Annotated in this window: 22 protein-coding genes; 19 read left to right on the forward strand and 3 right to left on the reverse strand. The window is 59.0% G+C overall.

Features of this window, described 5'->3' with window-relative positions:
- Nucleotides 1-9: 9 nt before the first annotated feature.
- Both mraY and murD read left to right on the forward strand, forming a co-directional pair.
- Nucleotides 10-1,092, forward strand: a complete 1,083-nt coding sequence (mraY, locus tag OLX72_RS13750; RefSeq protein WP_114870750.1) for a phospho-N-acetylmuramoyl-pentapeptide-transferase — start codon at nucleotides 10-12, stop codon at nucleotides 1,090-1,092.
- Between the two features lie 36 nt (nucleotides 1,093-1,128).
- Nucleotides 1,129-2,526 (forward strand): UDP-N-acetylmuramoyl-L-alanine--D-glutamate ligase, encoded by a 1,398-nt coding sequence (gene murD / locus OLX72_RS13755; RefSeq protein WP_114870749.1) that lies wholly within the window; start codon nucleotides 1,129-1,131, stop codon nucleotides 2,524-2,526.
- A 2-nt stretch (nucleotides 2,527-2,528) separates the two neighbouring features.
- On the opposite strand, the gene OLX72_RS13760 is transcribed toward murD, so the two are convergent.
- Entirely contained in the window at nucleotides 2,529-3,698 is a 1,170-nt protein-coding gene (locus tag OLX72_RS13760) for an NAD(P)/FAD-dependent oxidoreductase (protein WP_433988889.1), read from the reverse strand.
- A 141-nt stretch (nucleotides 3,699-3,839) separates the two neighbouring features.
- On the opposite strand from OLX72_RS13760, the gene ftsW reads away from it, so the two are divergent.
- The 17 genes from ftsW to OLX72_RS13845 all read left to right on the forward strand — a co-directional run bounded on the left by ftsW (nucleotide 3,840) and on the right by OLX72_RS13845 (nucleotide 20,827).
- A complete protein-coding gene (ftsW, locus tag OLX72_RS13765) occupies nucleotides 3,840-5,006 on the forward strand; it encodes a putative lipid II flippase FtsW (RefSeq protein ID WP_114870748.1) in 1,167 nt (388 codons plus the stop codon).
- 30 nt (nucleotides 5,007-5,036) lie between these two features.
- Nucleotides 5,037-6,134 (forward strand): undecaprenyldiphospho-muramoylpentapeptide beta-N-acetylglucosaminyltransferase, encoded by a 1,098-nt coding sequence (gene murG, locus OLX72_RS13770; protein ID WP_114870747.1) that lies wholly within the window; start codon nucleotides 5,037-5,039, stop codon nucleotides 6,132-6,134.
- The gene (gene murC, locus OLX72_RS13775; protein ID WP_114870746.1) at nucleotides 6,134-7,534 is read left to right on the forward strand and encodes a UDP-N-acetylmuramate--L-alanine ligase; all 1,401 of its coding nucleotides are present in this window, start codon (nucleotides 6,134-6,136) and stop codon (nucleotides 7,532-7,534) included. Before murG ends, murC begins: the two co-directional genes overlap by 1 nt.
- Before the next feature lie 102 nt (nucleotides 7,535-7,636).
- Nucleotides 7,637-7,891: a DUF2484 family protein gene (locus OLX72_RS13780; RefSeq protein WP_205388949.1), complete on the forward strand. Its 255-nt coding sequence runs from the start codon at nucleotides 7,637-7,639 to the stop codon at nucleotides 7,889-7,891.
- A complete protein-coding gene (locus OLX72_RS13785) occupies nucleotides 7,888-8,142 on the forward strand; it encodes a DUF2484 family protein (protein ID WP_114870745.1) in 255 nt (84 codons plus the stop codon). Before OLX72_RS13780 ends, OLX72_RS13785 begins: the two co-directional genes overlap by 4 nt.
- Nucleotides 8,132-8,404: a hypothetical protein gene (locus OLX72_RS13790; RefSeq protein WP_114870744.1), complete on the forward strand. Its 273-nt coding sequence runs from the start codon at nucleotides 8,132-8,134 to the stop codon at nucleotides 8,402-8,404. Before OLX72_RS13785 ends, OLX72_RS13790 begins: the two co-directional genes overlap by 11 nt.
- A gap of 2 nt (nucleotides 8,405-8,406) precedes the next feature.
- Entirely contained in the window at nucleotides 8,407-8,724 is a 318-nt protein-coding gene (locus OLX72_RS13795) for a hypothetical protein (RefSeq protein ID WP_114870743.1), read from the forward strand.
- Entirely contained in the window at nucleotides 8,721-9,659 is a 939-nt protein-coding gene (murB, locus tag OLX72_RS13800) for a UDP-N-acetylmuramate dehydrogenase (RefSeq protein WP_433988890.1), read from the forward strand. Before OLX72_RS13795 ends, murB begins: the two co-directional genes overlap by 4 nt.
- A 99-nt stretch (nucleotides 9,660-9,758) precedes the next feature.
- On the forward strand, nucleotides 9,759-10,637 hold the full coding sequence (locus OLX72_RS13805) for a D-alanine--D-alanine ligase (protein WP_254684801.1): 879 nt from the start codon (nucleotides 9,759-9,761) through the stop codon (nucleotides 10,635-10,637).
- Nucleotides 10,625-11,524, forward strand: coding sequence for a cell division protein FtsQ/DivIB (locus OLX72_RS13810; protein ID WP_114870740.1), 900 nt, complete (start codon nucleotides 10,625-10,627; stop codon nucleotides 11,522-11,524). The genes OLX72_RS13805 and OLX72_RS13810 overlap by 13 nt, the downstream gene beginning before the upstream one ends.
- Nucleotides 11,521-12,858 (forward strand): cell division protein FtsA, encoded by a 1,338-nt coding sequence (ftsA, locus tag OLX72_RS13815; protein WP_114870739.1) that lies wholly within the window; start codon nucleotides 11,521-11,523, stop codon nucleotides 12,856-12,858. Before OLX72_RS13810 ends, ftsA begins: the two co-directional genes overlap by 4 nt.
- Nucleotides 12,859-13,034: 176 nt before the next feature.
- On the forward strand, nucleotides 13,035-14,687 hold the full coding sequence (gene ftsZ, locus OLX72_RS13820; RefSeq protein ID WP_433988891.1) for a cell division protein FtsZ: 1,653 nt from the start codon (nucleotides 13,035-13,037) through the stop codon (nucleotides 14,685-14,687).
- A gap of 209 nt (nucleotides 14,688-14,896) precedes the next feature.
- On the forward strand, nucleotides 14,897-15,817 hold the full coding sequence (gene lpxC / locus OLX72_RS13825; protein ID WP_433988892.1) for a UDP-3-O-acyl-N-acetylglucosamine deacetylase: 921 nt from the start codon (nucleotides 14,897-14,899) through the stop codon (nucleotides 15,815-15,817).
- A gap of 165 nt (nucleotides 15,818-15,982) precedes the next feature.
- Nucleotides 15,983-16,834, forward strand: a complete 852-nt coding sequence (locus OLX72_RS13830; protein WP_433988893.1) for an outer membrane protein assembly factor BamD — start codon at nucleotides 15,983-15,985, stop codon at nucleotides 16,832-16,834.
- A 37-nt stretch (nucleotides 16,835-16,871) separates the two neighbouring features.
- Nucleotides 16,872-18,521, forward strand: a complete 1,650-nt coding sequence (gene recN, locus OLX72_RS13835) for a DNA repair protein RecN (RefSeq protein WP_433988894.1) — start codon at nucleotides 16,872-16,874, stop codon at nucleotides 18,519-18,521.
- 211 nt (nucleotides 18,522-18,732) lie between these two features.
- A complete protein-coding gene (locus tag OLX72_RS13840) occupies nucleotides 18,733-19,005 on the forward strand; it encodes a hypothetical protein (RefSeq protein ID WP_433988895.1) in 273 nt (90 codons plus the stop codon).
- Between the two features lie 133 nt (nucleotides 19,006-19,138).
- Nucleotides 19,139-20,827 carry a chloride channel protein gene (locus OLX72_RS13845; RefSeq protein WP_433988896.1) on the forward strand — a complete coding sequence of 563 codons (1,689 nt, stop codon included), beginning with the start codon at nucleotides 19,139-19,141 and terminating at the stop codon, nucleotides 20,825-20,827.
- Between the two features lie 24 nt (nucleotides 20,828-20,851).
- Here OLX72_RS13845 and OLX72_RS13850 read toward each other — a convergent pair whose 3' ends face one another.
- Together OLX72_RS13850 and OLX72_RS13855 are read right to left on the reverse strand one after the other, a co-directional pair.
- Complete coding sequence (locus tag OLX72_RS13850; protein WP_114870732.1) at nucleotides 20,852-21,196, reverse strand: DUF427 domain-containing protein; 345 nt, start codon at nucleotides 21,194-21,196, stop codon at nucleotides 20,852-20,854.
- 68 nt (nucleotides 21,197-21,264) lie between these two features.
- Nucleotides 21,265-23,064 carry an aminopeptidase P family protein gene (locus tag OLX72_RS13855; protein ID WP_433988897.1) on the reverse strand — a complete coding sequence of 600 codons (1,800 nt, stop codon included), beginning with the start codon at nucleotides 23,062-23,064 and terminating at the stop codon, nucleotides 21,265-21,267.
- Nucleotides 23,065-23,115: the final 51 nt, after the last annotated feature.

The raw sequence follows: 23,115 nt of genomic DNA on the forward strand, positions 1-23,115 counted from the left end.
ACCGCTGAAATGCTCTATTGGTTGACCGCACTTTCAGACGGGGGGGATGTGTTCAACCTGTTCCGGTACATCACATTCCGTGCAGGGGGCGCGTTTCTGACGGCGCTGGTATTCGGTTTCCTGTTCGGAAAACCGCTTATTTCCGTGTTGCGGCGCAGACAGGGCAAAGGCCAGCCCATCCGCGATGACGGGCCAGAGGGCCATTTCATCAAGGCCGGAACCCCCACTATGGGCGGGTTGCTGATCGTTGGCGCGCTGCTGACATCCACGCTGCTTTGGGCGCGTCTGGACAATCCCTACATCTGGATGGTGTTGTTCGTGACAATGTCTTTTGCCGCCATCGGGTTTGCCGATGATTATGCCAAGGTGTCAAAGCAGACCACCGGTGGCGTATCGGGGCGCGTGCGTATGGTTCTGGGCCTGCTGATTGCGGCCATTGCGGGCTTTTGGGCGGCGCAGTACCATCCCGAAGGGCTGCAAAACCAGTTGGCGCTGCCTGTCTTCAAGGACACGCTGATCAATCTGGGGTTCCTGTTCGTGCCGTTTGCCATTCTTGTCATTGTCGGGGCGGCCAACGCGGTGAACCTGACAGACGGTCTGGACGGGCTGGCGATCATGCCGGTGATGATCGCCTCGGGCACGCTGGGGATCATCGCCTATGCCGTTGGTCGTGTCGACTTTACCGAATATCTGGATGTGCATTATGTGCCGGGAACGGGTGAAATCCTGATCTTTACGGCGGGTCTTTTTGGCGGCGGACTTGGCTTTCTTTGGTACAATGCGCCCCCTGCGGCCGTGTTCATGGGCGATACCGGATCGCTGGCGCTGGGCGGCGCGCTGGGTGCGATTGCGGTTGCCACGAAACACGAACTGGTGCTGGCTATCGTAGGTGGCCTGTTCGTGGTCGAGGCGCTGTCGGTGATCATTCAGGTGCTGTATTTCAAGCGCACCGGTAAACGTGTCTTCCTGATGGCGCCGATCCACCACCACTATGAAAAAAAGGGATGGGCGGAACCGCAGATCGTGATCCGTTTCTGGATTATTTCCCTGATCCTCGCCATGATCGGGCTTGCCACACTGAAAGTCCGGTAGGGGGTTGGGCATGCGTATGCGTTTGAGACAAAACCAATGATCGCAACCCAGGGATTTGCCGGAAAAACTGTGGCTGTTCTGGGGTTGGGGCGCTCTGGTCTGAGTGCCGCGCTGTCTTTGCGGGCGGGCGGGGCGCATGCGATCTGCTGGGATGACAATGCCGATGCCCGCGCAAAGGCGCAAGCAGAAGGGTTGGATATCGTCGATTTGCGTAACCAGGGCGCTTTTGATGACGCAGCGGCGCTGATCGTGTCCCCCGGAATTGCGCATCTTTATCCGGCACCGCACCCTGTTGTGGTCCTTGCGCAGGCGGCGGGCGTGCCGGTTGACAACGATATCGGTCTGTTCTTCCGCTCGTTCGCGACATCGGACTGGGACAGTTTCGATACCGCCCCGCGGGTGATCGCGGTGACGGGATCAAACGGAAAATCCACGACATCGGCCTTGATCCATCACATTCTGACCCATGTCGGGCGCCCTGCCCAACTGGCCGGAAATATCGGGCGCGGGGTGCTGGATATCGATCCCGCAATCGATGGTGAGGTAGTTGTTCTGGAACTGTCCAGTTACCAGACGGAACTGGCCCGCGCGCTGACGCCCGACATTGCTGTTTTTACCAACCTGTCCCCTGATCATCTGGATCGTCATGCGGGATTGGGCGGATACTTTGCCGCCAAACGCCGCCTGTTTGCAGAAGGCGGGCCGGATCGTGCCGTTATCGGTGTCGATGAACCGGAAGGGCAGTATCTTGCCGGGCAACTGTCCGAAGGGCCGGGGGATGATCGGGTGATCCGGATATCGTCCGGGCAAAAACTGTCCGGGCCGGGCTGGCATGTCTTCGCGCGCAAGGGGTTCCTCTCAGAGCATCGCAACGGGCGGCAGGTTGGTTCTGTCGATCTGCGCGGTATCGCCGGATTGCCCGGCGCGCATAATCATCAGAACGCCTGTGCTGCCTATGCCGCCTGCCGCACACTTGGATTTGCGCCCAAAGTGATCGAAGCGGCCTTTCACAGCTTTGCGGGGCTGCCGCACCGCAGCCAGATCATTGCGCAGGCGGATGGTGTGACCTTTGTGAATGACAGCAAGGCCACCAATGTCGACAGTGCCGCCAAAGCGCTAAGCGCCTTTCAGAACATTCGCTGGATTTGCGGCGGTCTGGAAAAAGAAGGCGGGCTGGACGGGTTGAAGAATGCGACCAGCCAAGTCGCCAAAGCCTATGTGATCGGGCGCGAGGCGGCGGCCTTCGCGATGCAACTGAACGTTGAAGCCGAGGTGTGCAATACGATGGATATCGCAGTGGCCCGCGCGATTGACGATGCACAAGAGGGCGAAACCGTGTTGCTGGCCCCTGCGGCGGCAAGTTTCGATCAATATGACAGTTTCGAGCGGCGCGGAGAGGATTTTATCGCGCAGGTCAAGGCAAGGCTGGGGTGATCCTAAGCGGCGGCGATGGCGGTACCAGCGGCCCAGCCCGATGACCATGCCCATTGGAAATTATAGCCGCCCAGCCAGCCGGTCACATCGACCGCTTCACCGATGAAATAGAGGTTCGGCACCGATTTGCTTTGCATGGTCCTTGCATCCAGCGCATCGGTATCAATGCCGCCCAGCGTCACCTCGGCGGTGCGGTATCCTTCTGATCCATTGGCAGTGATGCGCCAGTTTTTCAGATCATGTTGCAACGCTTTCAGGGCGGCATCCGACTGGTCCGCCAGATTGCCACCCATGGGCATGAAATGCGCCAGATGATCGACCAGCCGTGTGGGCAGAACCTGCGCCAGTTCCGTTGTCAGATTGCGCCGCCCGCCGGTCTGGCGTTGAGTGCGCAACCTTTCAAACAGATCGATACCGGGAAGCAGATCAACGCAAATCTCTTCGCCTTCGCGCCAGTAGGACGAGATTTGCAGGATCGACGGTCCTGACAGGCCGCGATGGGTGAACAGCATCGCTTCGTCGAAACTTGCACGCGCATTGTGTATGCGTGCCGGGGTTGCGACACCGGCAAGCGGCGCAAATCGCCCGTCCGGAAAGGTCAGCGGCACCAGTGCGGGGCGGGTTTCGGTTACCGGCAGGCCGAACTGGCGCGCAATATCATAGGCAAAGCCCGAAGCGCCCATTTTCGGAATGGATTTGCCACCGGTTGCGATCACTACGTTTGTGGCAGATATCTTGCGCCCGTCGCCCAGATCAAGATCAAAACCTTGCGGCGATTTCGCAATGCGCGACACAGATGTGTTCAGTTCAAGCGCGGCATCCGCGTTTTTCATTTCGGCCAGAAGCATCGCAATGATGTCTTTGGCAGAGTGGTCGCAAAACAACTGGCCCAGCGTTTTTTCATGGTAGGCAATACCGTGACGGGCAACCAGATCAATGAAATCCCATTGCGTGTATCGCGCCAGCGCCGATTTCGCGAAATGCGGATTGCCCGAGATAAAGTTTTCCGGACTGGCGTAAAGATTGGTAAAGTTGCAGCGCCCGCCGCCTGATATTCGGATTTTTTCGCCCGGGGCCTTGGCGTGATCAATCACCAGACACGATCCGCCGGCATGGGCGGCGCACATCATTCCGGCGGCTCCGGCACCAATGATCACCGTTTCGTAGTGCAAGCGTGTCCTCATAACCTTGCAGGTGACGCGCTTCTTGCGCCAGTGCAAGAGGAAGACACTGGCGCAACGATGTTTTTCGCGCTAAACTCTGCCTCAGATCCCGAAAAGGGACGATGTTGAGGCAGTGATCGGCGGTGATCCATGACGGAAATGGTCTATGGCGCGGTTCCTATGCGGGACGGCGAACCAATTTTACCAAAATGGTGGCGGACCATCGACAAATGGTCGATGTCCTGTGTTCTGATCCTTTTCGCGATCGGAATTCTGTTGGGTTTGGCGGCATCGCCGCCGCTGGCAGCCAAGAACGGGTTTGAACCGTTCCATTATGTTCAGCGGCAGGCGTTTTTTGGCGGTCTGGCTTTGATAGCGATGTTTCTGACATCCATGATGACGCCGCTGGTGGTGCGCCGGTTGTCAGTCATCGGTTTTCTTGTGGCCTTTGTTGCGATGGCGTTCCTGCCGGTTTTCGGCACCGATTTCGGCAAAGGGGCCATGCGCTGGTACTCTCTTGGGTTTGCCTCGATCCAGCCGTCGGAATTTCTGAAGCCCGGATTTGTCGTTGTGGCGGCGTGGATGATGGCCGCAGGCCAGGAAATCAACGGACCGCCCGGGCGAACCTGGTCGTTTGTCCTGTGTATCACGATCGTTCTGATGCTGGCCTTGCAGCCTGATTTTGGACAGGCGTGTCTTGTGTTGTTCGGCTGGGGCGTCATGTATTTCGTTGCAGGTGCGCCGATGCTGTTGCTGGTGGGCATGGCCTGTCTGGTCATTCTGGCCGGCACGGTTGCCTATTCGAATTCAGAACATTTTGCCCGCCGAATTGATGGCTTTCTGTCGCCGGACGTAGACCCGACAACCCAGTTGGGATATGCAACTAACGCCATTCGCGAAGGTGGTCTGTTCGGCGTGGGTGTTGGCGAGGGCGAAGTCAAATGGTCGCTTCCCGATGCGCACACGGATTTCATCGTGGCCGTCGCCGCCGAGGAGTACGGCCTTGTTCTGGTGCTGGTCATCATTGCGCTTTATTCGATTGTTGTGGTCCGTTCGCTTTTGCGGCTGATGCGGGAACGTGATCCGTTCATCCGGTTGGCCGGTACCGGAATGGCGTGTATTTTTGGTGTGCAGGCCATGATCAACATGGGCGTGGCCGTCCGGTTGTTGCCAGCCAAGGGCATGACATTGCCGTTTGTCAGTTACGGCGGATCCTCCCTGATTGCGGGCGGCATTGCGGTTGGTATTTTGTTGGCCTTCACCCGCACCCGCCCGCAAGGCGGCATCGGCGATCTGCTAAGGAGCGGGCTGCGATGAACGCGCGCGAAAACCGCTTTGGTGGGTGTCATGCGTGATGGGCCACTGATCGTCATCGCGGCAGGCGGCACTGGCGGCCACATGTTTCCCGCCCAGGCACTGGCCGAGGCGATGACGGGGCGCGGCTGGCGGGTCAAACTTTCGACGGATGCGCGCGGTGCGCGCTATACGGGCGGATTTCCCGATACAACTGAGATCGAACAGATCAGCAGCGCAACATTTGCCCGCGGCGGTGTTGTGCAAAAAGCGATTGTTCCGTTCCGCTTGGCGGCGGGTATCCTTGCCGCGACGTTCAAGATGGTCAAGGATCGCCCTGCTATCGTGGTGGGCTTTGGCGGATATCCAACCATTCCGGCCATGGCGGCGGCGTTCTTGTTGCGCAGGCCGCGTATGATCCATGAACAGAACGGTGTGCTGGGCAAGGTGAATAGACTGTTCGCGCGCAAGGTTGATGCGGTGGCATGCGGTGTCTGGCCAACAGACCTGCCAGAAGGCGCAGAAGGTGTGCATGTGGGCAACCCGGTGCGCGGGGCCATTCTGGAACGTGCAGGCGCGCCCTATATTCCACCGGGCGATTATCCGATGTCCGTTCTGGTGATGGGCGGCAGTCAGGGTGCGCGCATTCTGTCTGATGTGGTGCCGCCTGCCTTGGCCAATTTGCCGGTGAAATGGCTTAAGAACATCCGTGTTGCCCATCAGGCCCGCGAGGAAGACGGCCAGCGCGTTGCAGATTTTTATGCCGAACATGGCATTGATGCCGAAGTGCAGCCCTTTTTCAAGAACGTACCCCGCAGGATGAGCGAAGCCCAGTTGGTGATCAGCCGTGCGGGTGCTTCCACGATTGCGGATCTTACGGTGATCGGTCGCCCGTCGATCCTGATCCCGTTCGCGGCTGCGGCAGGCGATCATCAAACCGCAAATGCGCGCGGACTGGTGCAGGCGGGTGGGGCCATTCTGATTCCGGAAAAGGCGCTGACGGTCGATGCGCTGGCCGAACAGATCGAAATTGTTTTTTCCGATTCCAAAGGCGCCACGAAAATGGCAAATGCCGTGCTGGGCGCTGGCCGTGCCGATGCCACGGACAGGCTGGTCGATATGGTTCTGTCCCTGAGCAAGGAGATTGATTGATGAATGCAGCCACCAAACTCCCCGGTGATGTGGGGCCGATCCATTTTGTCGGAATCGGCGGAATCGGGATGTCGGGCATCGCCGAAGTGTTGCTGAACCTTGACTACACGGTGCAGGGCTCTGACCTAAAGGCATCCAAGATCACCGACAGGCTGGCTGCAAGTGGTGCGACAATTTTCGAAGGCCAGCGGCCCGAAAACCTGGAAGGTGCCGAGGTTGTTGTGATTTCCTCGGCGATCAAGAAAGGCAATCCCGAACTGGACGAGGCGCGGCGCCTGGGCCTGCCGATCGTGCGGCGCGCCGAAATGCTGGCGGAATTGATGCGGCTGAAATCAAACATCGCCGTGGCGGGCACCCATGGCAAAACGACAACGACGACCATGATGGCCGAATTGATGGTCGCAGGCGGGTTTGATCCGACGGTGGTGAATGGCGGTATAATCCACGCCTACAGGTCGAACGCCCGCATGGGGCAGGGCGAATGGATGGTCGTCGAAGCAGACGAAAGCGACGGCACGTTCAACCGGTTGCCCGCAACCATCGCCATTGTCACCAATATCGACCCCGAACACATGGAACACTGGGGCGATTTTGATACGCTGCGGCAGGGGTTTCTGGATTTCGTATCCAACATCCCGTTTTACGGGGTCGCGGTTTGCTGCACCGATCACAACGAAGTGCAGGCGCTGGTGGGCAAGGTTACCGACCGGCGGATTGTCACCTACGGGTTCAACGCACAGGCCGATGTGCGCGCCGTGAACCTGAAATACAAAGCCGGCGTGGCGCATTTCGATATCGCGCTGCAAGCCGAGGGCAAACTGATCAAAGGCTGCACATTGCCGATGCCGGGCGATCATAACGTATCCAATGCCCTGTCGGCGGTCGCAGTGGCGCGTCATCTTGGCATGAAACAGGATGAAATCCGCACCGCGTTGGCAAATTTTGGCGGTGTGAACCGGCGATTTACCAAAGTGGGGGAAGTCGACGGCGTTACCATTATCGACGATTATGGCCACCACCCGGTTGAAATAGCAGCGGTTTTGCGCGCCGCGCGTCAGGCAACCGAAGGTCGCGTGATCGCGATCCACCAGCCGCACCGTTATACGCGGCTGCATTCTCTGTTTGATGATTTCTGTGCCTGTTTCAATGACGCGGATGTCGTTGCGATTGCGGATGTCTATGCAGCTGGCGAAGACCCCATCGCGGGGGCCAGCCGCGACGATCTGGTGTCGGGTCTAATCCGCTACGGGCACCGCCACGCTCGCGCCATCGACAACGAAGACGATCTGGCCCGTCTTGTGCGTGAACAGGCCGGCCCCGGTGATATGGTCGTTTGCCTAGGGGCGGGCACCATCAGTGCATGGGCCCACGGTTTACCAGACCGGCTGGCCAAGGGATAGCGGTATGAGAGATACACTACAGCGTCGGATCGGACCCGGATTGCTGGCAGTGTATGGCGTCGTTGTTCAGTCGTTAACGGGTTTGATTTGGGCGGGAGCGGCATGAATATCGTCCTGATACTTGCCTGTCTCTGGGCTCTGGCGTCTGCGGTGGTTGCAATGCTGCCGATGCGATACCAGTATGTTCCCGGTTTTGCGCTGTTGTTGATGGCGCCGGTTTTGATCTTTCTGATCGGCCTGCAATACGGATGGGAATTTTCCGTGTTGGGGGCGGCTGCCTTTGTGTCGATGTTCCGCAATCCTCTGCGTTATTTCTATCAGCGTTTCCGTGGCCGCCATCCCGAGGTTCCAAAATGACGTATTCCCTTATTCTGGCTTGTATGTGGGCCGTGATCGCAAATGTTCTGGCGATGACACCCAGCCGCGACAACCACTGGCGCAATGCCTATATCCTGATCGCCATCGGGATCCCGCTATTGGGATATGTGACCTATCAGAATGGACCGTGGGTGGGGCTGTTCGTGCTGGTCGCAGGCATTAGCGTTTTGCGCTGGCCGGTGATCTACCTGACGCGCTGGTTGCGTAAGGCCGGGCGCCATGGCAGTTGAGGCCCTGTTGTTTATGGCGGCCACGGCTGCCATTGCGGCCTTGATCACAGGCAGTGCGCGTTATTTCGGCTTGACCCGCTTGTTGCGCATCCTGCTGGTTCTGTGGATTGTGCTGAGTGTGGTCTTGTTTCTATTGGCATTGAGCACACCATCATTTGACCGGCGGATTTTTCTGTCGCTCTGGCTGTATTTCGCACTGCCGGCCTTTTGTGGAGGCGCGCTTGCATCCTGGGGGGTAGGGCGGATCATGGGAAAGGGTTAAACATGATTGAAGTTGCGGAAGTTCTGGGCGGGGTCGTTCTGACCTTTATCATCTGGATCGTGCTGTCCTTTGTTGCAGGGTGGCGGCGCAATCGCAGGCTGTTCGGTTTTCTTTTCCTGTTTGCCATTCTGTTTCACGCGGTCTGGATCAAATACGGCGTGGGGGAATCTCCGCTGGATCCGCCCGCTCTTACATCGCAGCTGGCGGTTCTGTTTTATGGCTGTGCTGCCTATGTTGTCGGCCTGATGTTTGGCGGCTTGTCCCGTCTGATCCGGGGCCGCAAGAAACCTGACCCGTCAAATCCGGATCACGGTTCGTGACGGCACTGCCGACACCAAGAGGCCGGTTGAGCGAGGCGCGCAATCTGTCCGATCTGACGTGGCTGCGCGTTGGCGGGCCGGCGGATTTCCTGTTTCAGCCCGAAGATGCCGATGACCTTGCCGCCTTTCTGGCGGCCCTTGATCCCGGTATCGCGGTCTTTCCCATGGGGGTTGGTTCAAACCTGATCGTGCGCGACGGCGGATTGCGCGCCGTGGTGGTGCGTTTGGGGCGTGGGTTCAATGATATCCGGATCGACGGAAACACCGTTACAGCCGGGGCGGCGGCGCTGGATGCGCACGTGGCGCGCAAGGCGGCCGACGCGGGGCTTGATCTGACATTCCTGCGCACGATCCCCGGCAGCATCGGAGGTGCTGTGCGGATGAACGCAGGCTGTTACGGCCACTATACGGCAGATGTCTTCCAAAGCGCGCGCGCCGTTACGCGTGACGGGCGCATTGTCACGCTGACGGCCGATGATCTGAAATTCCGCTATCGCCAGACTGATCTGCCCGACGGGTGGGTGGTGTTCGAGGCAACATTTGCCGCCCCGACCGGTGATCCCGCAGATTTGCACGCGCGCATGGCCGGCCAACTGGCCAAACGGGACGCGACACAACCGACAAAAGAACGGTCGGCAGGCTCGACCTTTCGCAATCCGGCGGGTTTCAGCTCAACCGGGCGGGCGGATGACGTGCATGATCTCAAGGCGTGGGCGGTGATTGACAAGGCCGGAATGCGCGGTGCGCGGCGCGGCGGCGCGCAGATGAGCGAGATGCACCCGAACTTTCTGATCAACACCGGCGGCGCGACAGCCGCCGATCTGGAAGGATTGGGCGAAGACGTGCGAAAAAAGGTTTACGATTCCAGTGGGATCACGTTAGAATGGGAAATTATGCGGATCGGTGATGCGATCCCAAAAGGCGGAGCCGGATAACCCAAAAGGGAGCGGCGCAATAACAGGGTCTTAAGGCCCGGACATAGAGGCACGAAAGTGGGTCAGTCGAGCAGGACGTCCCCGACAGTGGCAGTTTTGATGGGTGGCCCTTCGGCAGAGCGCGAAGTGTCCCTGTCTTCAGGGCGTGCATGCGCCGCTGCGTTGCGGGACCAGGGATATCAGGTGATCGAGGTCGATGCCGGCCGCGACCTGTGTTCCGTTTTGCAATCGCACAATCCCGATGTTGTCTTTAACGCCCTGCATGGCCGTTGGGGCGAAGACGGATGTGTTCAGGGTCTGCTGGAATGGCTTGGGTTGCCTTACACGCATTCAGGTGTGCTGGCATCCGCGCTGGCGATGGACAAGCAGCGCACCAAACAGGTTTACAAGACAGTCGGGTTGCCGGTGGTGGACAGCATCATTGCGTCTGCATGCGATGTACGCCGTTCGCACGTGATGCAGCCCCCCTATGTGGTCAAGCCGAACGCCGAAGGCTCAAGCGTGGGTGTCTATCTGGTGCACGAGGCTGCCAACGGTCCGCCGCAACTGGCCGACACCATGCCGGAACACGTGATGGTCGAGGCGTTCGCGCCGGGGCGGGAACTGACAACCACGGTGATGGACGGCAAAGCGCTGACCGTCACCGATATCCTGACCGACGGCTGGTACGATTATGACGCGAAATACAAGCCCGGCGGGTCGCGCCATGTGGTTCCGGCGGATCTGCCTGCCGACATCTTCGGCATGTGCCTTGATTTTGCAGTGCGAGCGCACAGTGCACTGGGGTGTCGCGGTGTCAGCCGAACCGATTTCCGCTGGGATGAAACGCGCGGCGCGGATGGTCTTGTTCTTCTGGAAACCAACACGCAGCCGGGCATGACCGACACGTCGCTCAGCCCCGAGCAGGCGCAGGCGTGCGGAGTAAGCTTTGGAGAGCTGTGCCGCTGGATGGTCGAGGATGCCTCATGCAACCGTTAACAGCTTTGCGCAAAAGATCAGAAAGCATTCCCTGCGATCCGGCGCCGTCGCGCTGGTCCTATCGCTATCAGCGCCTGATCCTGACACCCGGCGTCCGGCTGATGTTTCGTGTCGGGATGCCGTTCCTGCTGGCGCTGGGGGCTGCCGGATTTTACTTTTCTGATGAAACCCGCCGCGATCGCATTGCCGCTTCGGTGGCTGAGGCGCGCAACAGCGTGGAAACCCGCCCCGAGTTCATGGTGCAGCTGATGGCTGTCGACGGTGCCGGTTACAAGGTGGCGGGCGAAATCCGCGAAGTTGTGCCAATCAGTTTTCCGGTCAGCTCCTTTGATCTGGACCTGAAAGAAATCCGCAAGACTATTTCGGATCTTGATCCCGTCAGGGAGGCAACGGTGCGCATCCGCCCGGGCGGCGTGTTGCAAGTGGATGTGATCGAGCGCATGCCGGCCGTTATGTGGCGGACCCGAGAGGGGCTGCAGGTGCTGGACGACGCGGGCGTGCTTGTGACGCAGGCGGCTTCGCGTTCCGAATATGCAGACCTGCCGCTGATCGCAGGCGAAAATGCCGATGCACATGTGGAAGAGGCCATGCGGCTGTTTCGCGCGGCCCAGCCATTGGCGGGCCGGTTGCGCGGGCTGGTGCGTGTGGGTGAACGGCGCTGGGATGTCGTTCTGGATCGTGACCAGCGCATCCTGTTGCCCGAAAACGCGCCGGTTCAGGCGCTGGAACGCGTCATCGCCTTAAGCGAGGCGCAGGACATTCTGGAGCGTGATCTGGCCGCGGTGGATATGCGTATTGCCGCCCGCCCGACGCTGCGCATGAACAAGGCTGCCGTTTCGGAATGGTGGCGCATCCGACAACTCAGTAACGATGGACTCTCTCAATGATCGACCTTTACCAATCCCAACGTGCAATGCGTCACATGCGCAAACTTGCAATGCAGCGCGGGGTCGTCGCCATTCTGGATGTCGGCAGTTCCAAGATTGCCTGTCTCGTGCTGCGGTTTGACGGCACGTCCGGCCCCTTGGACGAAGCGGGCGGGATCGGATCATTGGCGGGCCAGTCCGGGTTTCGGGTGATCGGGGCGGCAACGACGCGGTCGCGCGGTGTGCAATTCGGCGAAGTTGTCGCGATGCAGGAAACCGAGCGCGCCATACGTACGGCGCTGCAAGCGGCGCAAAAAATGGCGAACATCCGTGTTGATCACGTGATCGCCTGTTTTTCGGGGGCTGAACCGCGGTCTTACGGGCTGGATGCGCAGCTTGAACTGGAAGGGCAGATCGTCACCGAGCAGGATGTCGCGCGGGTGCTGGCCGATTGCGATCTGCCGGAATACGGCGAAGGGCGCGAGGTGCTGCACGCGCAGCCGGTGAACTTTGCGCTGGATCACCGTTCGGGCCTGTCGGATCCGCGCGGACAACTGGGGCAAACCCTGTCTGTGGATATGCATATGCTGACGGTTGATGCCGCAGCGATCCAGAATCTGGCCCATTGCGTCAGCCGCTGTGATCTGGAACTGGCGGGGATTGCATCGTCGGCTTACGTGTCGGGCATTTCATCACTGGTTGAAGACGAACAGGAACTGGGGGCCGCCTGTATTGATATGGGGGGCGGGGCCACGGGTGTTTCGATCTTTATCAAGAAACACATGATCTATTCCGATGCGGTCCGCATGGGCGGGGATCATGTGACATCGGATATTTCGATGGGTCTGCAAATTCCGACAACAAATGCCGAGCGGTTGAAAACCTTTTATGGCGGTGTCCATGCCACCGGTATGGATGATCGTGAAATGATCGAGATCGGCGGCGAAACCGGTGATTGGGAACATGATAGGCGCACCGTCAGCAGGGCAGAGCTGATCGGGATCATGCGCCCCCGCGTCGAAGAAATTCTGGAAGAGGTGCGCGCGCGGCTGGATGCGGCGGGCTTTGATCATCTGCCCAGCCAGCAGATCGTGCTGACGGGCGGGGGCAGCCAGATACCCGGGCTTGACGGATTGGCCAGCAAAATACTCGGGCAGCAGGTACGGCTGGGCCGGCCACTTCGGGTGCACGGGTTGCCACAGGCGGCAACCGGCCCCGGATTCGCCAGCGCCGTGGGCCTGTGCCTGTTTGCAGCACACCCACAGGACGAGTGGTGGGATTTTGACATTCCGGTTGATCGATATCCGGCCCGGTCTTTGAAACGCGCGGTAAAATGGTTCCGCGACAACTGGTAGACGCAAGATATGGCGCAAACTTCGAAATCATGGATTTACCGGCAAAAAATCGCCCATATTTTGTGTCATTTTTGCGTTTTTTAGGTGACGTTACGGCCCTTGCACGATAAGATCAGGGCGATTTAGGTAAAAAAACACCCGTAATTGCGGGTCAGCAGCACAGGCGGACAGTAACCATGACACTCAACCTTTCAATGCCCGGACAAGAAGACCTCAAGCCACGGATTACCGTTTTTGGCGTTGGTGGGGCAGGTGGCAATGCGGTCAACAACATGATCGAAAAGCAGCTGGACGGGGTTGATTTCGTTGTTGCCAACACTGATGCGCAGGCCTTGCAGCAAAGCAATGCAACCAGCCGGGTCCAGCTTGGGATCAAAGTGACCGAAGGTCTGGGCGCCGGTGCACGTGCTTCAGTGGGTGCTGCCGCTGCAGAAGAAAGCATCGAACAGATTGTCGATCATCTTGCCGGCGCGCATATGTGCTTTATCACGGCTGGCATGGGCGGCGGTACCGGAACCGGGGCGGCACCGATTATTGCGCAGGCTGCGCGCGAGCTGGGTGTTCTGACTGTCGGTGTCGTGACCAAACCGTTCCAGTTCGAAGGTGGCAAACGGATGCGTCAGGCCGAAGATGGCGTTGAGGCGCTGCAAAAGGTCGTTGACACGCTGATCATCATTCCGAACCAGAACCTGTTCCGTCTGGCCAATGAAAAAACAACCTTTACCGAAGCGTTCAGCATGGCAGATGATGTCTTGTATCAGGGCGTGAAGGGCGTGACCGATCTGATGGTGCGTCCCGGTCTGATCAACCTTGATTTTGCCGATGTCCGCGCCGTGATGGACGAGATGGGCAAGGCGATGATGGGTACCGGCGAGGCGGAAGGCGAAGATCGCGCCATTCAGGCCGCCGAAAAGGCCATTGCCAACCCGCTGCTGGACGAAATCAGCCTGCGTGGCGCGAAAGGCGTGCTGATCAATATCACCGGCAGCCATGATCTGACGTTGTTCGAACTGGACGAAGCCGCGAACCGCATCCGCGAAGAAGTGGATTCCGAGGCCAATATCATTGTCGGTTCGACATTGGATACAGCAATGGAAGGCATCATGCGCGTGTCTGTTGTTGCGACAGGCATCGATGCCGTTGATGTGCACACCGAAGTGCCGGTACCGCGCCGGCCGATGTCGGCGCCGCTGCGTCCGTCTGCCCCTGTCGAAAAGGCACAGGACGCGCCGGAACAGGTCGTTGAACAGCCCGAAGTCGCCGTGGCGGCCGAAACCACCGAAGAACCGCAACTGTTCGACGATTACAACACCCATGCCGCCGAGGAAGAGCAGGCCGACGCATTTGTTGCCCAGGAAGCTGAAGAAGCCACAGATGACGGTCTGCCAATGCCGGCCTATCAGCCGAAAGTGGCCGAGTTCGAACCGCAGCAGGAAACGATGCATGACGATATGGAATCGTTCGTAGCGCCGCGCGCACCCGCGCCGGGCACGCCATCGCCCGAAGCGATGAAACGGTTGCGCGATGCTGTGCAGAAACGTCCTTCTGGCCACTGTGCCCCGCAGGAAGTTGCCCAGCGTCAGGAACCCCGTGCGGCAGGTGGCGAAGCCGAGCGCCCGCGCTTTGGAATTAATTCGCTAATCAACCGCATGACAGGTCACGCGCACGAGCAGTCCGGCGAACGCGGCGGTCAGCCGATGCGGACCCAACCGCCAGTTCAGCAGGCGCAAGCGCACCAGCCGCGCCCGTCGCAACAGGCACAGGAAGCGGCTGATCAGGATCAGGAACGGATCGAGATTCCGGCGTTCTTGCGGCGTCAAGCCAACTGATTTTTGTCACAATTCTGTTTCAAGGGGCCGCCGCTTGGTGGCCCTTTTCCTATTAAAAACAAAGATTTAGAATGATGTAGGCAGGGAACTGCCGAAGCCTGACGCGCATGTTTCAGTCCGTTACAAAGATTGAGTTGAGGCTTTCGGGTTGCCTGCTTAGTTACCTTTAACAACAAGAAGCAGCGGCGTATCTGTGCCAGGGGCATTAAGTGCAAAACACGTTAAAATCCGAAGTGATCTTTGAAGGCGTTGGCCTGCATACCGGCCGCAATGTGCGTATGGTGGTAAAGCCCGCATTCGCCAATCACGGTATCTGGTTCCGCCGCACGGATATCGCCTTGGGCGACCGGATGATCCCTGCGTTGTGGGATGCGGTAAACCGCTCTCCCTTGTGTACCAAACTGGAAAACGCTTCCGGAGTGTCCGTTTCGACGGTTGAACACCTGATGGCGGCGTTGGCCGGCTGTGGTATCCACAATGCCCTGATCGAGTTGAATGGCCCCGAAGTGCCGATCCTTGACGGGTCGTCGGCATTGTTTGTGCGGGGGTTCATCGGCCGTGGTCTGCAACGCCAATCGGCACCGGTTCGCGCTTTGCAGGTGTTGAAACCCGTGTGTGTTCAGCAGGGGGATGCCCGCGCAACGCTGTCACCCGCCAATGCGCTTAAAATCGATTTTGAAATCGATTTCGTTGATCAGGCGATAGGACGTCAGGTCAAGTCGATGAATATGGCAAACGGATCGTTTGTCCGCGAACTGTGCGACAGCCGTACGTTCTGCCGGCAGGCCGATGTGGATGTGATGCACGCCAACGGGCTTGCCCTTGGCGGAACACTGCAAAACGCGGTTGTTGTCGATGGTGCCGAAGTTTTGTCGCCAGGTGGTTTTCGCCACGCGGACGAGGCCGTGCGCCACAAGATGCTGGATGCACTTGGTGATCTGGCGCTGGCCGGAACACCGATTCTTGGCCATTATCAGGGTGTCCGCGCGGGCCACTCGCTGACCAACACATTGCTGCGAGCGCTTTTTGAAACGCCCGGCGCCGTGCGTCTGATGGAATGTGATCCCGAAATGACGGCGAAACTGCCCGGCGTCGGCGTTGTTTGGGACGAAATTCCCGCCGTTGCCTGATTTTGGCAAACAGCCTTTTTTCCAAACCCCAGACAGCAATTGCGACCTTTGTCCGACACACGTATAACATTTGAGTCTAAGGCGTTTTGCAACGGAATTTTATGTGCTAGGACGCGTAAGACCAAAGGCTGAACAATTAATAGCAATGGCGGTAAGGAAACAGGCATGACAGGCGGATCCCGGACAAAGGTGATCGGTGCGGTGCTTTTGACCGTGGTCCTAACTGCCTGTGGCGGTGACGGTTTTAGGTTGCTGCGCAATGATGATGTGCCGCTGGAAAACTACACCCCCGAACAGATTTTCGGTCGCGGCGAATACGAACTTAGCCGGAACCGCGGCGAACAGGCGGCGTTCTATTTTTCCGAAATCGAACGGCTGTACCCGTATTCCGACTGGGCCAAACGTGCATTGATCATGCAGGCGTTTTCCTACCATCAGGAACAGGATTACCCCAACAGCCGGTCCGCAGCACAACGGTTTATCGATTTCTATCCCGCCGATGATGATGCTGCCTATGCGCAATATCTTCTTGCGCTCAGCTATTATGACCAGATCGACGAAATCGGACGCGATCAGGGGCTAACCTTTCAGGCGCTGCAATCCTTGCGCGCTGTGATCGAACGGTATCCCGACAGTGAATATGCAACAGCGGCGATTCTGAAATTCGATCTTGCGTTTGACCATCTGGCGGCCAAGGAAATGGAAATCGGGCGCTATTATCTGCGTCGGGATCACTATACCGCCGCGATCAACCGGTTCCGTGTTGTGGTCGAGGATTTCCAGACAACAAGCCACACCGCCGAGGCGTTGCATCGTCTGGTCGAAGCCTATCTGGCGCTTGGTCTGACGGATGAAGCACAATCCGCAGGCGCCATTCTGGGCTATAACTACCAATCGACGGAATGGTATCAGGACAGCTACAACCTGCTGACAGGGCAGGGGCTTTCGCCCAATGCGCGCGGCAACAACTGGTTGTCGCAGGTCTATCGCCAGACAATCAAAGGCGAATGGATTTGATGGCGGTGATGCCGTCTTTGGATAATCGATAAACACCATGCTGCGCGGCCTTGATATCAGGGATATGCTGATCATCGACCGTCTGGAACTTGCCTTCCAGCCGGGCCTGAACGTGCTGACCGGCGAAACCGGCGCGGGAAAATCCATTCTGCTGGATTCGCTGGGCTTTGTCCTTGGGTGGCGCGGGCGCGCCGAACTTGTGCGTCAGGGGGCCGAACAGGGCGAAGTGACTGCGTGGTTCGATCTGCCGGAGGGCCACGCCGCGCACGCCGTTCTGCAAGAGGCGGGATTGCCGGCGGGGCCGGAACTGATCCTGCGGCGTGTGAATACATCGGACGGGCGCAAGACCGCATGGGTCAATGACCGGCGCTGTTCGGGTGATGTGTTGCGCCTGTTGTCGGAAACGCTGGTGGAATTGCATGGCCAGCATGATGATCGCGGCCTGTTGAACCCGCGGGGGCACCGCGATCTGCTGGACAGTTTCGCCGGGCTGGAAGACGAACGCGCCAGATTGCGATCTCTGTGGTCTGTGCTGGGCAAGGCGCGCAAGGCGGTTGAGCTGGCCGAAGCCGCGCTGGCAGCCGCACGCGATGAAGAAGAATATCTGCGCCACGCAATGGCAGAACTGGACGCGCTTGATCCGCAGGCAGGCGAAGACACGGCACTTGATGCTGCGCGCCGGTTGATGCAGGGCGCGGAAAAAATCCGCGAAGACGTCCAGCGCGCCCATGATGCTCTGGGACATGACGGCGCAGAAGGCGCTGTCGGCAATGCGATGCGCTGGCTGGACGGCGTCGCGGACAAAGCCGAAGGCCATCTGGATGCACCGCTTTCGGCATTGGGCCGCGCGATGGTTGAATTGGATGAAGCGACAGACGGGATTGCCCGTACTCTGGATGTTTTGTCTTTCAACCCGGTCGATCTGGAGGAAACCGAAGAACGGTTGTTTGCGATCCGCGCACTGGCGCGCAAACACGATATATTGCCGGATGATCTGGGATTGTTCGGGGACACGCTGCGCCAGAAACTTACTGCGCTGGATGCGGGTGATGCCGATCTGGCAGCGTTGAAAAAGGATCTATCAAGTGCGCAATCTGATTATACCCAAGCCGCCGAACGCCTGAGCGGCGCGCGCAAGAAAGCGGCCGGGAAGCTGGACAAGGCGGTCATGTCCGAACTGGCACCGCTGAAAATGGACAGGGCCGTGTTTGAAACGCAGGTCAGTCCGGCCGATCCGGGGCCGGACGGTATTGATCTTGTCGCTTTTTCCGTCGCCACAAACCCCGGTGCCCCGGCTGGCCCACTGGCGCGCATTGCTTCGGGTGGGGAACTCAGCCGGTTTCTGTTGGCGCTAAAGGTTTGCCTGACCGGCCAGAACAGTGGCGTGACGATGATTTTCGATGAAATCGACCGTGGCGTTGGCGGCGCGACCGCAGATGCGGTCGGACGGCGGCTATCAGCGTTGGCCGAGGACGGGCAGGTTCTGGTTGTCACGCATTCACCGCAGGTTGCGGCCCTGGGCGCGCATCACTGGCGGGTTGAAAAACAGGTCAAGGGCGGCATGACGACATCAACAGTTGTTGCCTTGCCCCAGGACGCGCGTGTTGACGAGATCGCGCGTATGCTGGCCGGTGATTCCATCACGGATGAGGCACGCGGCGCGGCGCGGGTTCTGCTGGCCGGATAACGCCTGGCGGATGTGTTCGGCGCCGATTGTGTCAGAAATGTGCACCGATTGTGTCAAAATATTGGGTTGACCAAAGGCCATCGCGGGGACTACCGTTAAGAGTGTACTAGTTTTTTTGTGTTTGTAAGCGAGTTTTGTAAAGTTTGTATCAGTACCACTGCGGATACTGTCCGCCACCGGTACCATCCCCTATGTCATTGTTTTTGCATGCTTGGCGACCGCCTCTGGCGCGTTTATCGGCGCCGATGATTCGCCCGGTGACACTGGTCCGTCCAATGATCCGGCGGGACCATCTGCCGGTCCGTCTGCCGGCCCATCTGCCAATGAACCTGCCGGTCGTGATGATCAGGGCGCACCGGATGATGAACAGATTCCACGGGATATCGTGGGCCAGTTCGGCTTCATCGACCTGAACGGGGCGGCCGCACAAGTGCAAAGCCAGGATTGTTACGGTGTGTCAATCAACCGGTGTGAAACGCGCTGAACCTGCAATATAGCTGTGGCCGGATCAAAGGTGCGATTTTGGCCGCAGTTTCACGATATTAGAGCCAACGGGGCTATCGCGCCCCGTTCATATTTGCTTAGTCTTGGCACAGGTTTCCTGATGTAAGCTCCAGATGTCTGATCCAGCGCGTTCTTTTTTGTCCCAGCAGATGGACCAGGCAAAAAAGGCAAGCAAGGACGTGTGGCGGATCATGCTGGATCGCGGACCCAGCCAGATACAGTTCTGGTTCATTGCCTTGCTGATCGGGATCGGGGCCGGTTTTGCGGCGCTGACGTTTCGCAAAGCCATCGAAAGCCTTCAGGCGCTGCTATACGGGACGGACGATGTGCAGCATTTGCACAGCTTTGCGTCGGGCCTGCCATGGTACTGGGTGCTGATTATTCCGATTGTCGGCGGCTTGATTGTCGGGCTTGTCCTGCACCGGTTTACGCCGGACGGGCGTGTCAGGTCTGTCGCCGACGTGATCGAAGGTGCTGCGATGCAGGACGGCAGGGTTGAAACCAAAGCCGGGATCGCATCGGCCTTTGCCTCTCTCGTGACGCTTAGTTCGGGTGGATCAACGGGGCGGGAAGGTCCGGTTGTTCACATGGCCGGCGTCATATCGACATGGGTCAGCAACCGGATTCAGGCCGACGGCATCACCGGGCGCGATTTGCTGGGCTGCGCCGTCGCGGCAGCGGTGTCAGCCAGTTTCAACGCGCCCATTGCGGGAACCCTGTTCGCGCTCGAGGTTGTGTTGCGCCATTTTGCGGTCCATGCCTTCGCGCCAATTGTCATCGCCTCTGTCGCCGGTACCGTGATCAACCGGCTTGAGTTTGGCAACGTCACCGAATTCGCCCGCCCGCTGGAAGGCGCATTGCAGTTTTACGTCGAATTGCCGGCGTTCCTGCTTTTGGGGCTGTTGTGCGGGCTGGTGGCCGTTGCCCTGATGAAAGCCGTTTTCTGGGCCGAAGACGTTGGCACCCATATTCAGAACAAGACAGGATTGCCGCGCTGGCTGCGCCCGGCTGTCGCGGGGGCGTTGCTTGGCGCGCTGGCCATCTGGTTTCCCCACATCATCGGCGTCGGATACGAAACGACATCGCTGGCCCTGAACGGAGAACTTGCCTTTCACGAGGCGGTGGTATTCGCGGTTCTGAAAACCATCGCGGTGGCAGTGACCATGGCCGGGCGCATGGGGGGCGGGGTGTTTTCGCCATCTCTTATGGTGGGTGCGCTGACAGGTCTGGCTTTTGGTCTGGTTGCCACGGGCATTTTGCCCGATGTGTCGGGGTCGACCACGCTTTATGCGCTGGCGGGCACCGGGGCCGTGGCAGCTGCGGTTCTGGGGGCGCCGATATCAACAACGCTGATCGTGTTTGAACTGACCGGTGACTGGCAAACCGGAATTGCAGTTATGGTGTCGGTGTCGCTGTCCACGGCGCTGGCGTCCCGTCTGGTCGACCGGTCGTTTTTCCTGACCCAGCTGGAACGGCGCAACATCCATCTGGCTGCCGGTCCGCAAGCCTATCTTCTGGCGATGTTCCGTGTCGCAACGGTGATGCGCAACATGCAAGACGAACGCGGCATTGATGAAAGCCAGTGCTGGGACATGATCAGGGATGGCATCTATGTCGATGGAAATGCCACGCTTGAGGCCGCGATGCCGGTGTTCGAAAAATCAGGCGCCGCTTTCATTCCGGTGGTCACGTTGCAGGGTGAAGATGCCCCGCCGGAATTGAGCGGGGCGTTGTTCCATGTCGATGCGCTGAAGGCCTATAACAGGGCGCTTGCCGCCACAGCGGCCGAAGAACATTCCTGACCAGGGTGCACGCCGTGGCGCGATTCAGATCTGTTCCACGGTGACGTCGTCATTATTGTAAAACGCAATATGGTCCTTGATGCGCGCCACATCTTCCATGGGCGCATCATAAGACCAAGCGGCATTCTTGTATGTCGCGCTGCGGCTGGCGATGGCGTAATAGGTCGCATCACCTTTGTGCGGGCAATGGGTGCTATGATCGGACTGGTCCAGCATCGCCATGGCGATATCGGATTTTGGAAAATAGATCACAGGCGGGTAATCGCCCTCGGACAGTTCAAGGGCATTTGCGCTTTCTGCCAGAACGGCACCACCTGCGCGGACCGACCAGCGCCCCGGTGCTTTGCGAATTCTTATGTGATCAGCCATAACGGTCAGAACCTTTCTTGCAGACTTCAATCTCTCAGATAGTGGCCCTGTGATGCGACATTACGATGTCAGATCGGGGCCGTTGCGGCATCCAACCATGTTTTCGCGGACTTGCCCAGACGCGGCCCCACTTTTTCCGCAACGCTGCGGTGGTAGCTGTTCAGCCAGTCGCGTTCGGCTTCGCTCAGCATCTCGGCAATGATCGCGCGGCGGTCTATGGGCACATAGGTCAGGGTCTGCCAGTGCAGCATTTTGCGGTGCGTGTCCGCACCCGGCATGTCGGGGGCTGTTTCCACCACCAACAGGTTCTCGATCCGGATACCAAACGCGCCTTCGCGGTAATAACCCGGCTCGTTCGACAGGATCATGCCGGGTTCAAGGGGCACGTGGCTGACGCGGCTCAGGCGCTGCGGCCCTTCATGTACGCTCAGATACACACCAACCCCGTGCCCAAGACCGTGATCAAAATCCTGCCCTGCCTGCCACAACGGCAAACGCCCGACAGCCTCGATATCGCGACCGGCCAGGCCTTTGGGCCAGCGCAGTCGCGACATTGCGATCATCCCCTGCAAGACGCGTGTAAAGCAGCGCCTTGGTTCTTCCTCTACAGTTCCGATCGGTATGGTTCGGGTGATGTCTGTTGTGCCATCCAGATACTGGCCGCCACTGTCCAGCACCAGAAAATTGCCGTCTTTCAGAACGCTGTCGGTTTCGGTCGTGACGCGGTAATGCATGATCGCGCCGTTTGCGCCGGTGCCGGCAATGGTTTCGAAACTGATATCCTGCAAGGCATTGCTGGCGCGGCGCGCCTGTTCCAGACGGGTCACAACATCGGTTTCCCGCAATGTGCCGGGCGGTTGCGCATCCAGCCAGGCAAGCAGCTCGACCATCGCAACCGCATCGCGCAGATGGGCTTCGGCACTGCCGGCGATTTCGGTGGCGTTCTTGCGGGCCTTGGGCAGCGCGCAGGGATCATCCCCCGGCACGATATCGATCTTTGCATTCTGCAATGTCTGTTCCACCGCCACTGGCGCGCTGCCCGCATCAAGCAGAACAGGGCCGTCCAGGGTGGCGATATGGGCCAGAAACCGGTCCGGATCCATCAGGCGCACGGCAGGGCCCAGATGATCGGCAATGTTTCCGCGTTTGTCTTCATGCACAAAGAAGTCAACGCGCGTGTCTTCATGCAGAACCGCAAAGCCATGCGCCACCGGATTGCGGGGAATGTCACTGCCGCGAATGTTCAAAAGCCACATGATCGAATCTGGCAGCGTGATCACGGCAGCCTTGCAGCCCTTGTCCTTAAGGGATGCCGCCAGCCGCGCGATCTTGTCCCCGTGGCGTTCGCCCGCATATTCCAGCGGTTGCGGTTTGACAGGGTTCATCGGCGGCGCCGGCTGATCCGGCCAGATCCGGTCCACCAGATTTTCGCAGGGGAACAAAGCGATACCGCTGCCCACCAGCGCCTCTGTACTTTGTTTGATCTGGTTCACGGTGTGAAGCCAGGGATCAAACCCGACCTTGCCGGCGTCGGGCAGGGTGTCTTTCAGCCAGTCGGCAAGGCTCGTTTCCGGCCATGGTACCGGCGTGAACACATCGGCCACCTGCGCCTTGACCTGAGTGCGATAGCGCCCGTCGATGAACACACCGGCGTTCTTTGCAAGAACGGCGCAAAATCCGGCAGATCCGGTAAACCCGGTCAGCCAGGCCAGCCGCTCGTCATGCGGGGCCACGTATTCGCCCTGATGCGCATCTGCGCGTGGCACCAGAAAGCCGTCCAGCCCCGCTTTTTGCATTTCTGCACGCAAGTCGGCCAGTCGGGGTGGCCCCTGTTCGGGCCGGGCGGTTACCTCAAAACTTTGAAACATCCCAACCCCTTCATCTTTTCAAAAATACTTCCGCCGGAGGCTCCGGCGTCA

Origin of the sequence: Sulfitobacter sp. TBRI5 (genome assembly GCF_051013555.1) — a bacterium.
Lineage (GTDB): Bacteria > Pseudomonadota > Alphaproteobacteria > Rhodobacterales > Rhodobacteraceae > JL08.

Bases quoted from the DNA above. Each gene is read 5' to 3' on its own strand.
- mraY (WP_114870750.1), top strand. From the start codon at position 10: ATGCTCTATTGGTTGACCGCACTTTCAGACGGGGGGGATGTGTTCAAC.
- murD (WP_114870749.1), top strand. From the start codon at position 1,129: ATGATCGCAACCCAGGGATTTGCCGGAAAAACTGTGGCTGTTCTGGGG.
- ftsW (WP_114870748.1), top strand. From the start codon at position 3,840: ATGACGGAAATGGTCTATGGCGCGGTTCCTATGCGGGACGGCGAACCA.
- murG (WP_114870747.1), top strand. From the start codon at position 5,037: ATGCGTGATGGGCCACTGATCGTCATCGCGGCAGGCGGCACTGGCGGC.
- murC (WP_114870746.1), top strand. From the start codon at position 6,134: ATGAATGCAGCCACCAAACTCCCCGGTGATGTGGGGCCGATCCATTTT.
- OLX72_RS13780 (WP_205388949.1), top strand. From the start codon at position 7,637: ATGAATATCGTCCTGATACTTGCCTGTCTCTGGGCTCTGGCGTCTGCG.
- OLX72_RS13785 (WP_114870745.1), top strand. From the start codon at position 7,888: ATGACGTATTCCCTTATTCTGGCTTGTATGTGGGCCGTGATCGCAAAT.
- OLX72_RS13790 (WP_114870744.1), top strand. From the start codon at position 8,132: ATGGCAGTTGAGGCCCTGTTGTTTATGGCGGCCACGGCTGCCATTGCG.
- OLX72_RS13795 (WP_114870743.1), top strand. From the start codon at position 8,407: ATGATTGAAGTTGCGGAAGTTCTGGGCGGGGTCGTTCTGACCTTTATC.
- OLX72_RS13805 (WP_254684801.1), top strand. From the start codon at position 9,759: ATGGGTGGCCCTTCGGCAGAGCGCGAAGTGTCCCTGTCTTCAGGGCGT.
- OLX72_RS13810 (WP_114870740.1), top strand. From the start codon at position 10,625: ATGCAACCGTTAACAGCTTTGCGCAAAAGATCAGAAAGCATTCCCTGC.
- ftsA (WP_114870739.1), top strand. From the start codon at position 11,521: ATGATCGACCTTTACCAATCCCAACGTGCAATGCGTCACATGCGCAAA.
- ftsZ (WP_433988891.1), top strand. From the start codon at position 13,035: ATGACACTCAACCTTTCAATGCCCGGACAAGAAGACCTCAAGCCACGG.
- OLX72_RS13830 (WP_433988893.1), top strand. From the start codon at position 15,983: ATGACAGGCGGATCCCGGACAAAGGTGATCGGTGCGGTGCTTTTGACC.
- recN (WP_433988894.1), top strand. From the start codon at position 16,872: ATGCTGCGCGGCCTTGATATCAGGGATATGCTGATCATCGACCGTCTG.
- OLX72_RS13845 (WP_433988896.1), top strand. From the start codon at position 19,139: ATGTCTGATCCAGCGCGTTCTTTTTTGTCCCAGCAGATGGACCAGGCA.
- OLX72_RS13850 (WP_114870732.1), bottom strand. From the start codon at position 21,196: ATGGCTGATCACATAAGAATTCGCAAAGCACCGGGGCGCTGGTCGGTC.
- OLX72_RS13855 (WP_433988897.1), bottom strand. From the start codon at position 23,064: ATGTTTCAAAGTTTTGAGGTAACCGCCCGGCCCGAACAGGGGCCACCC.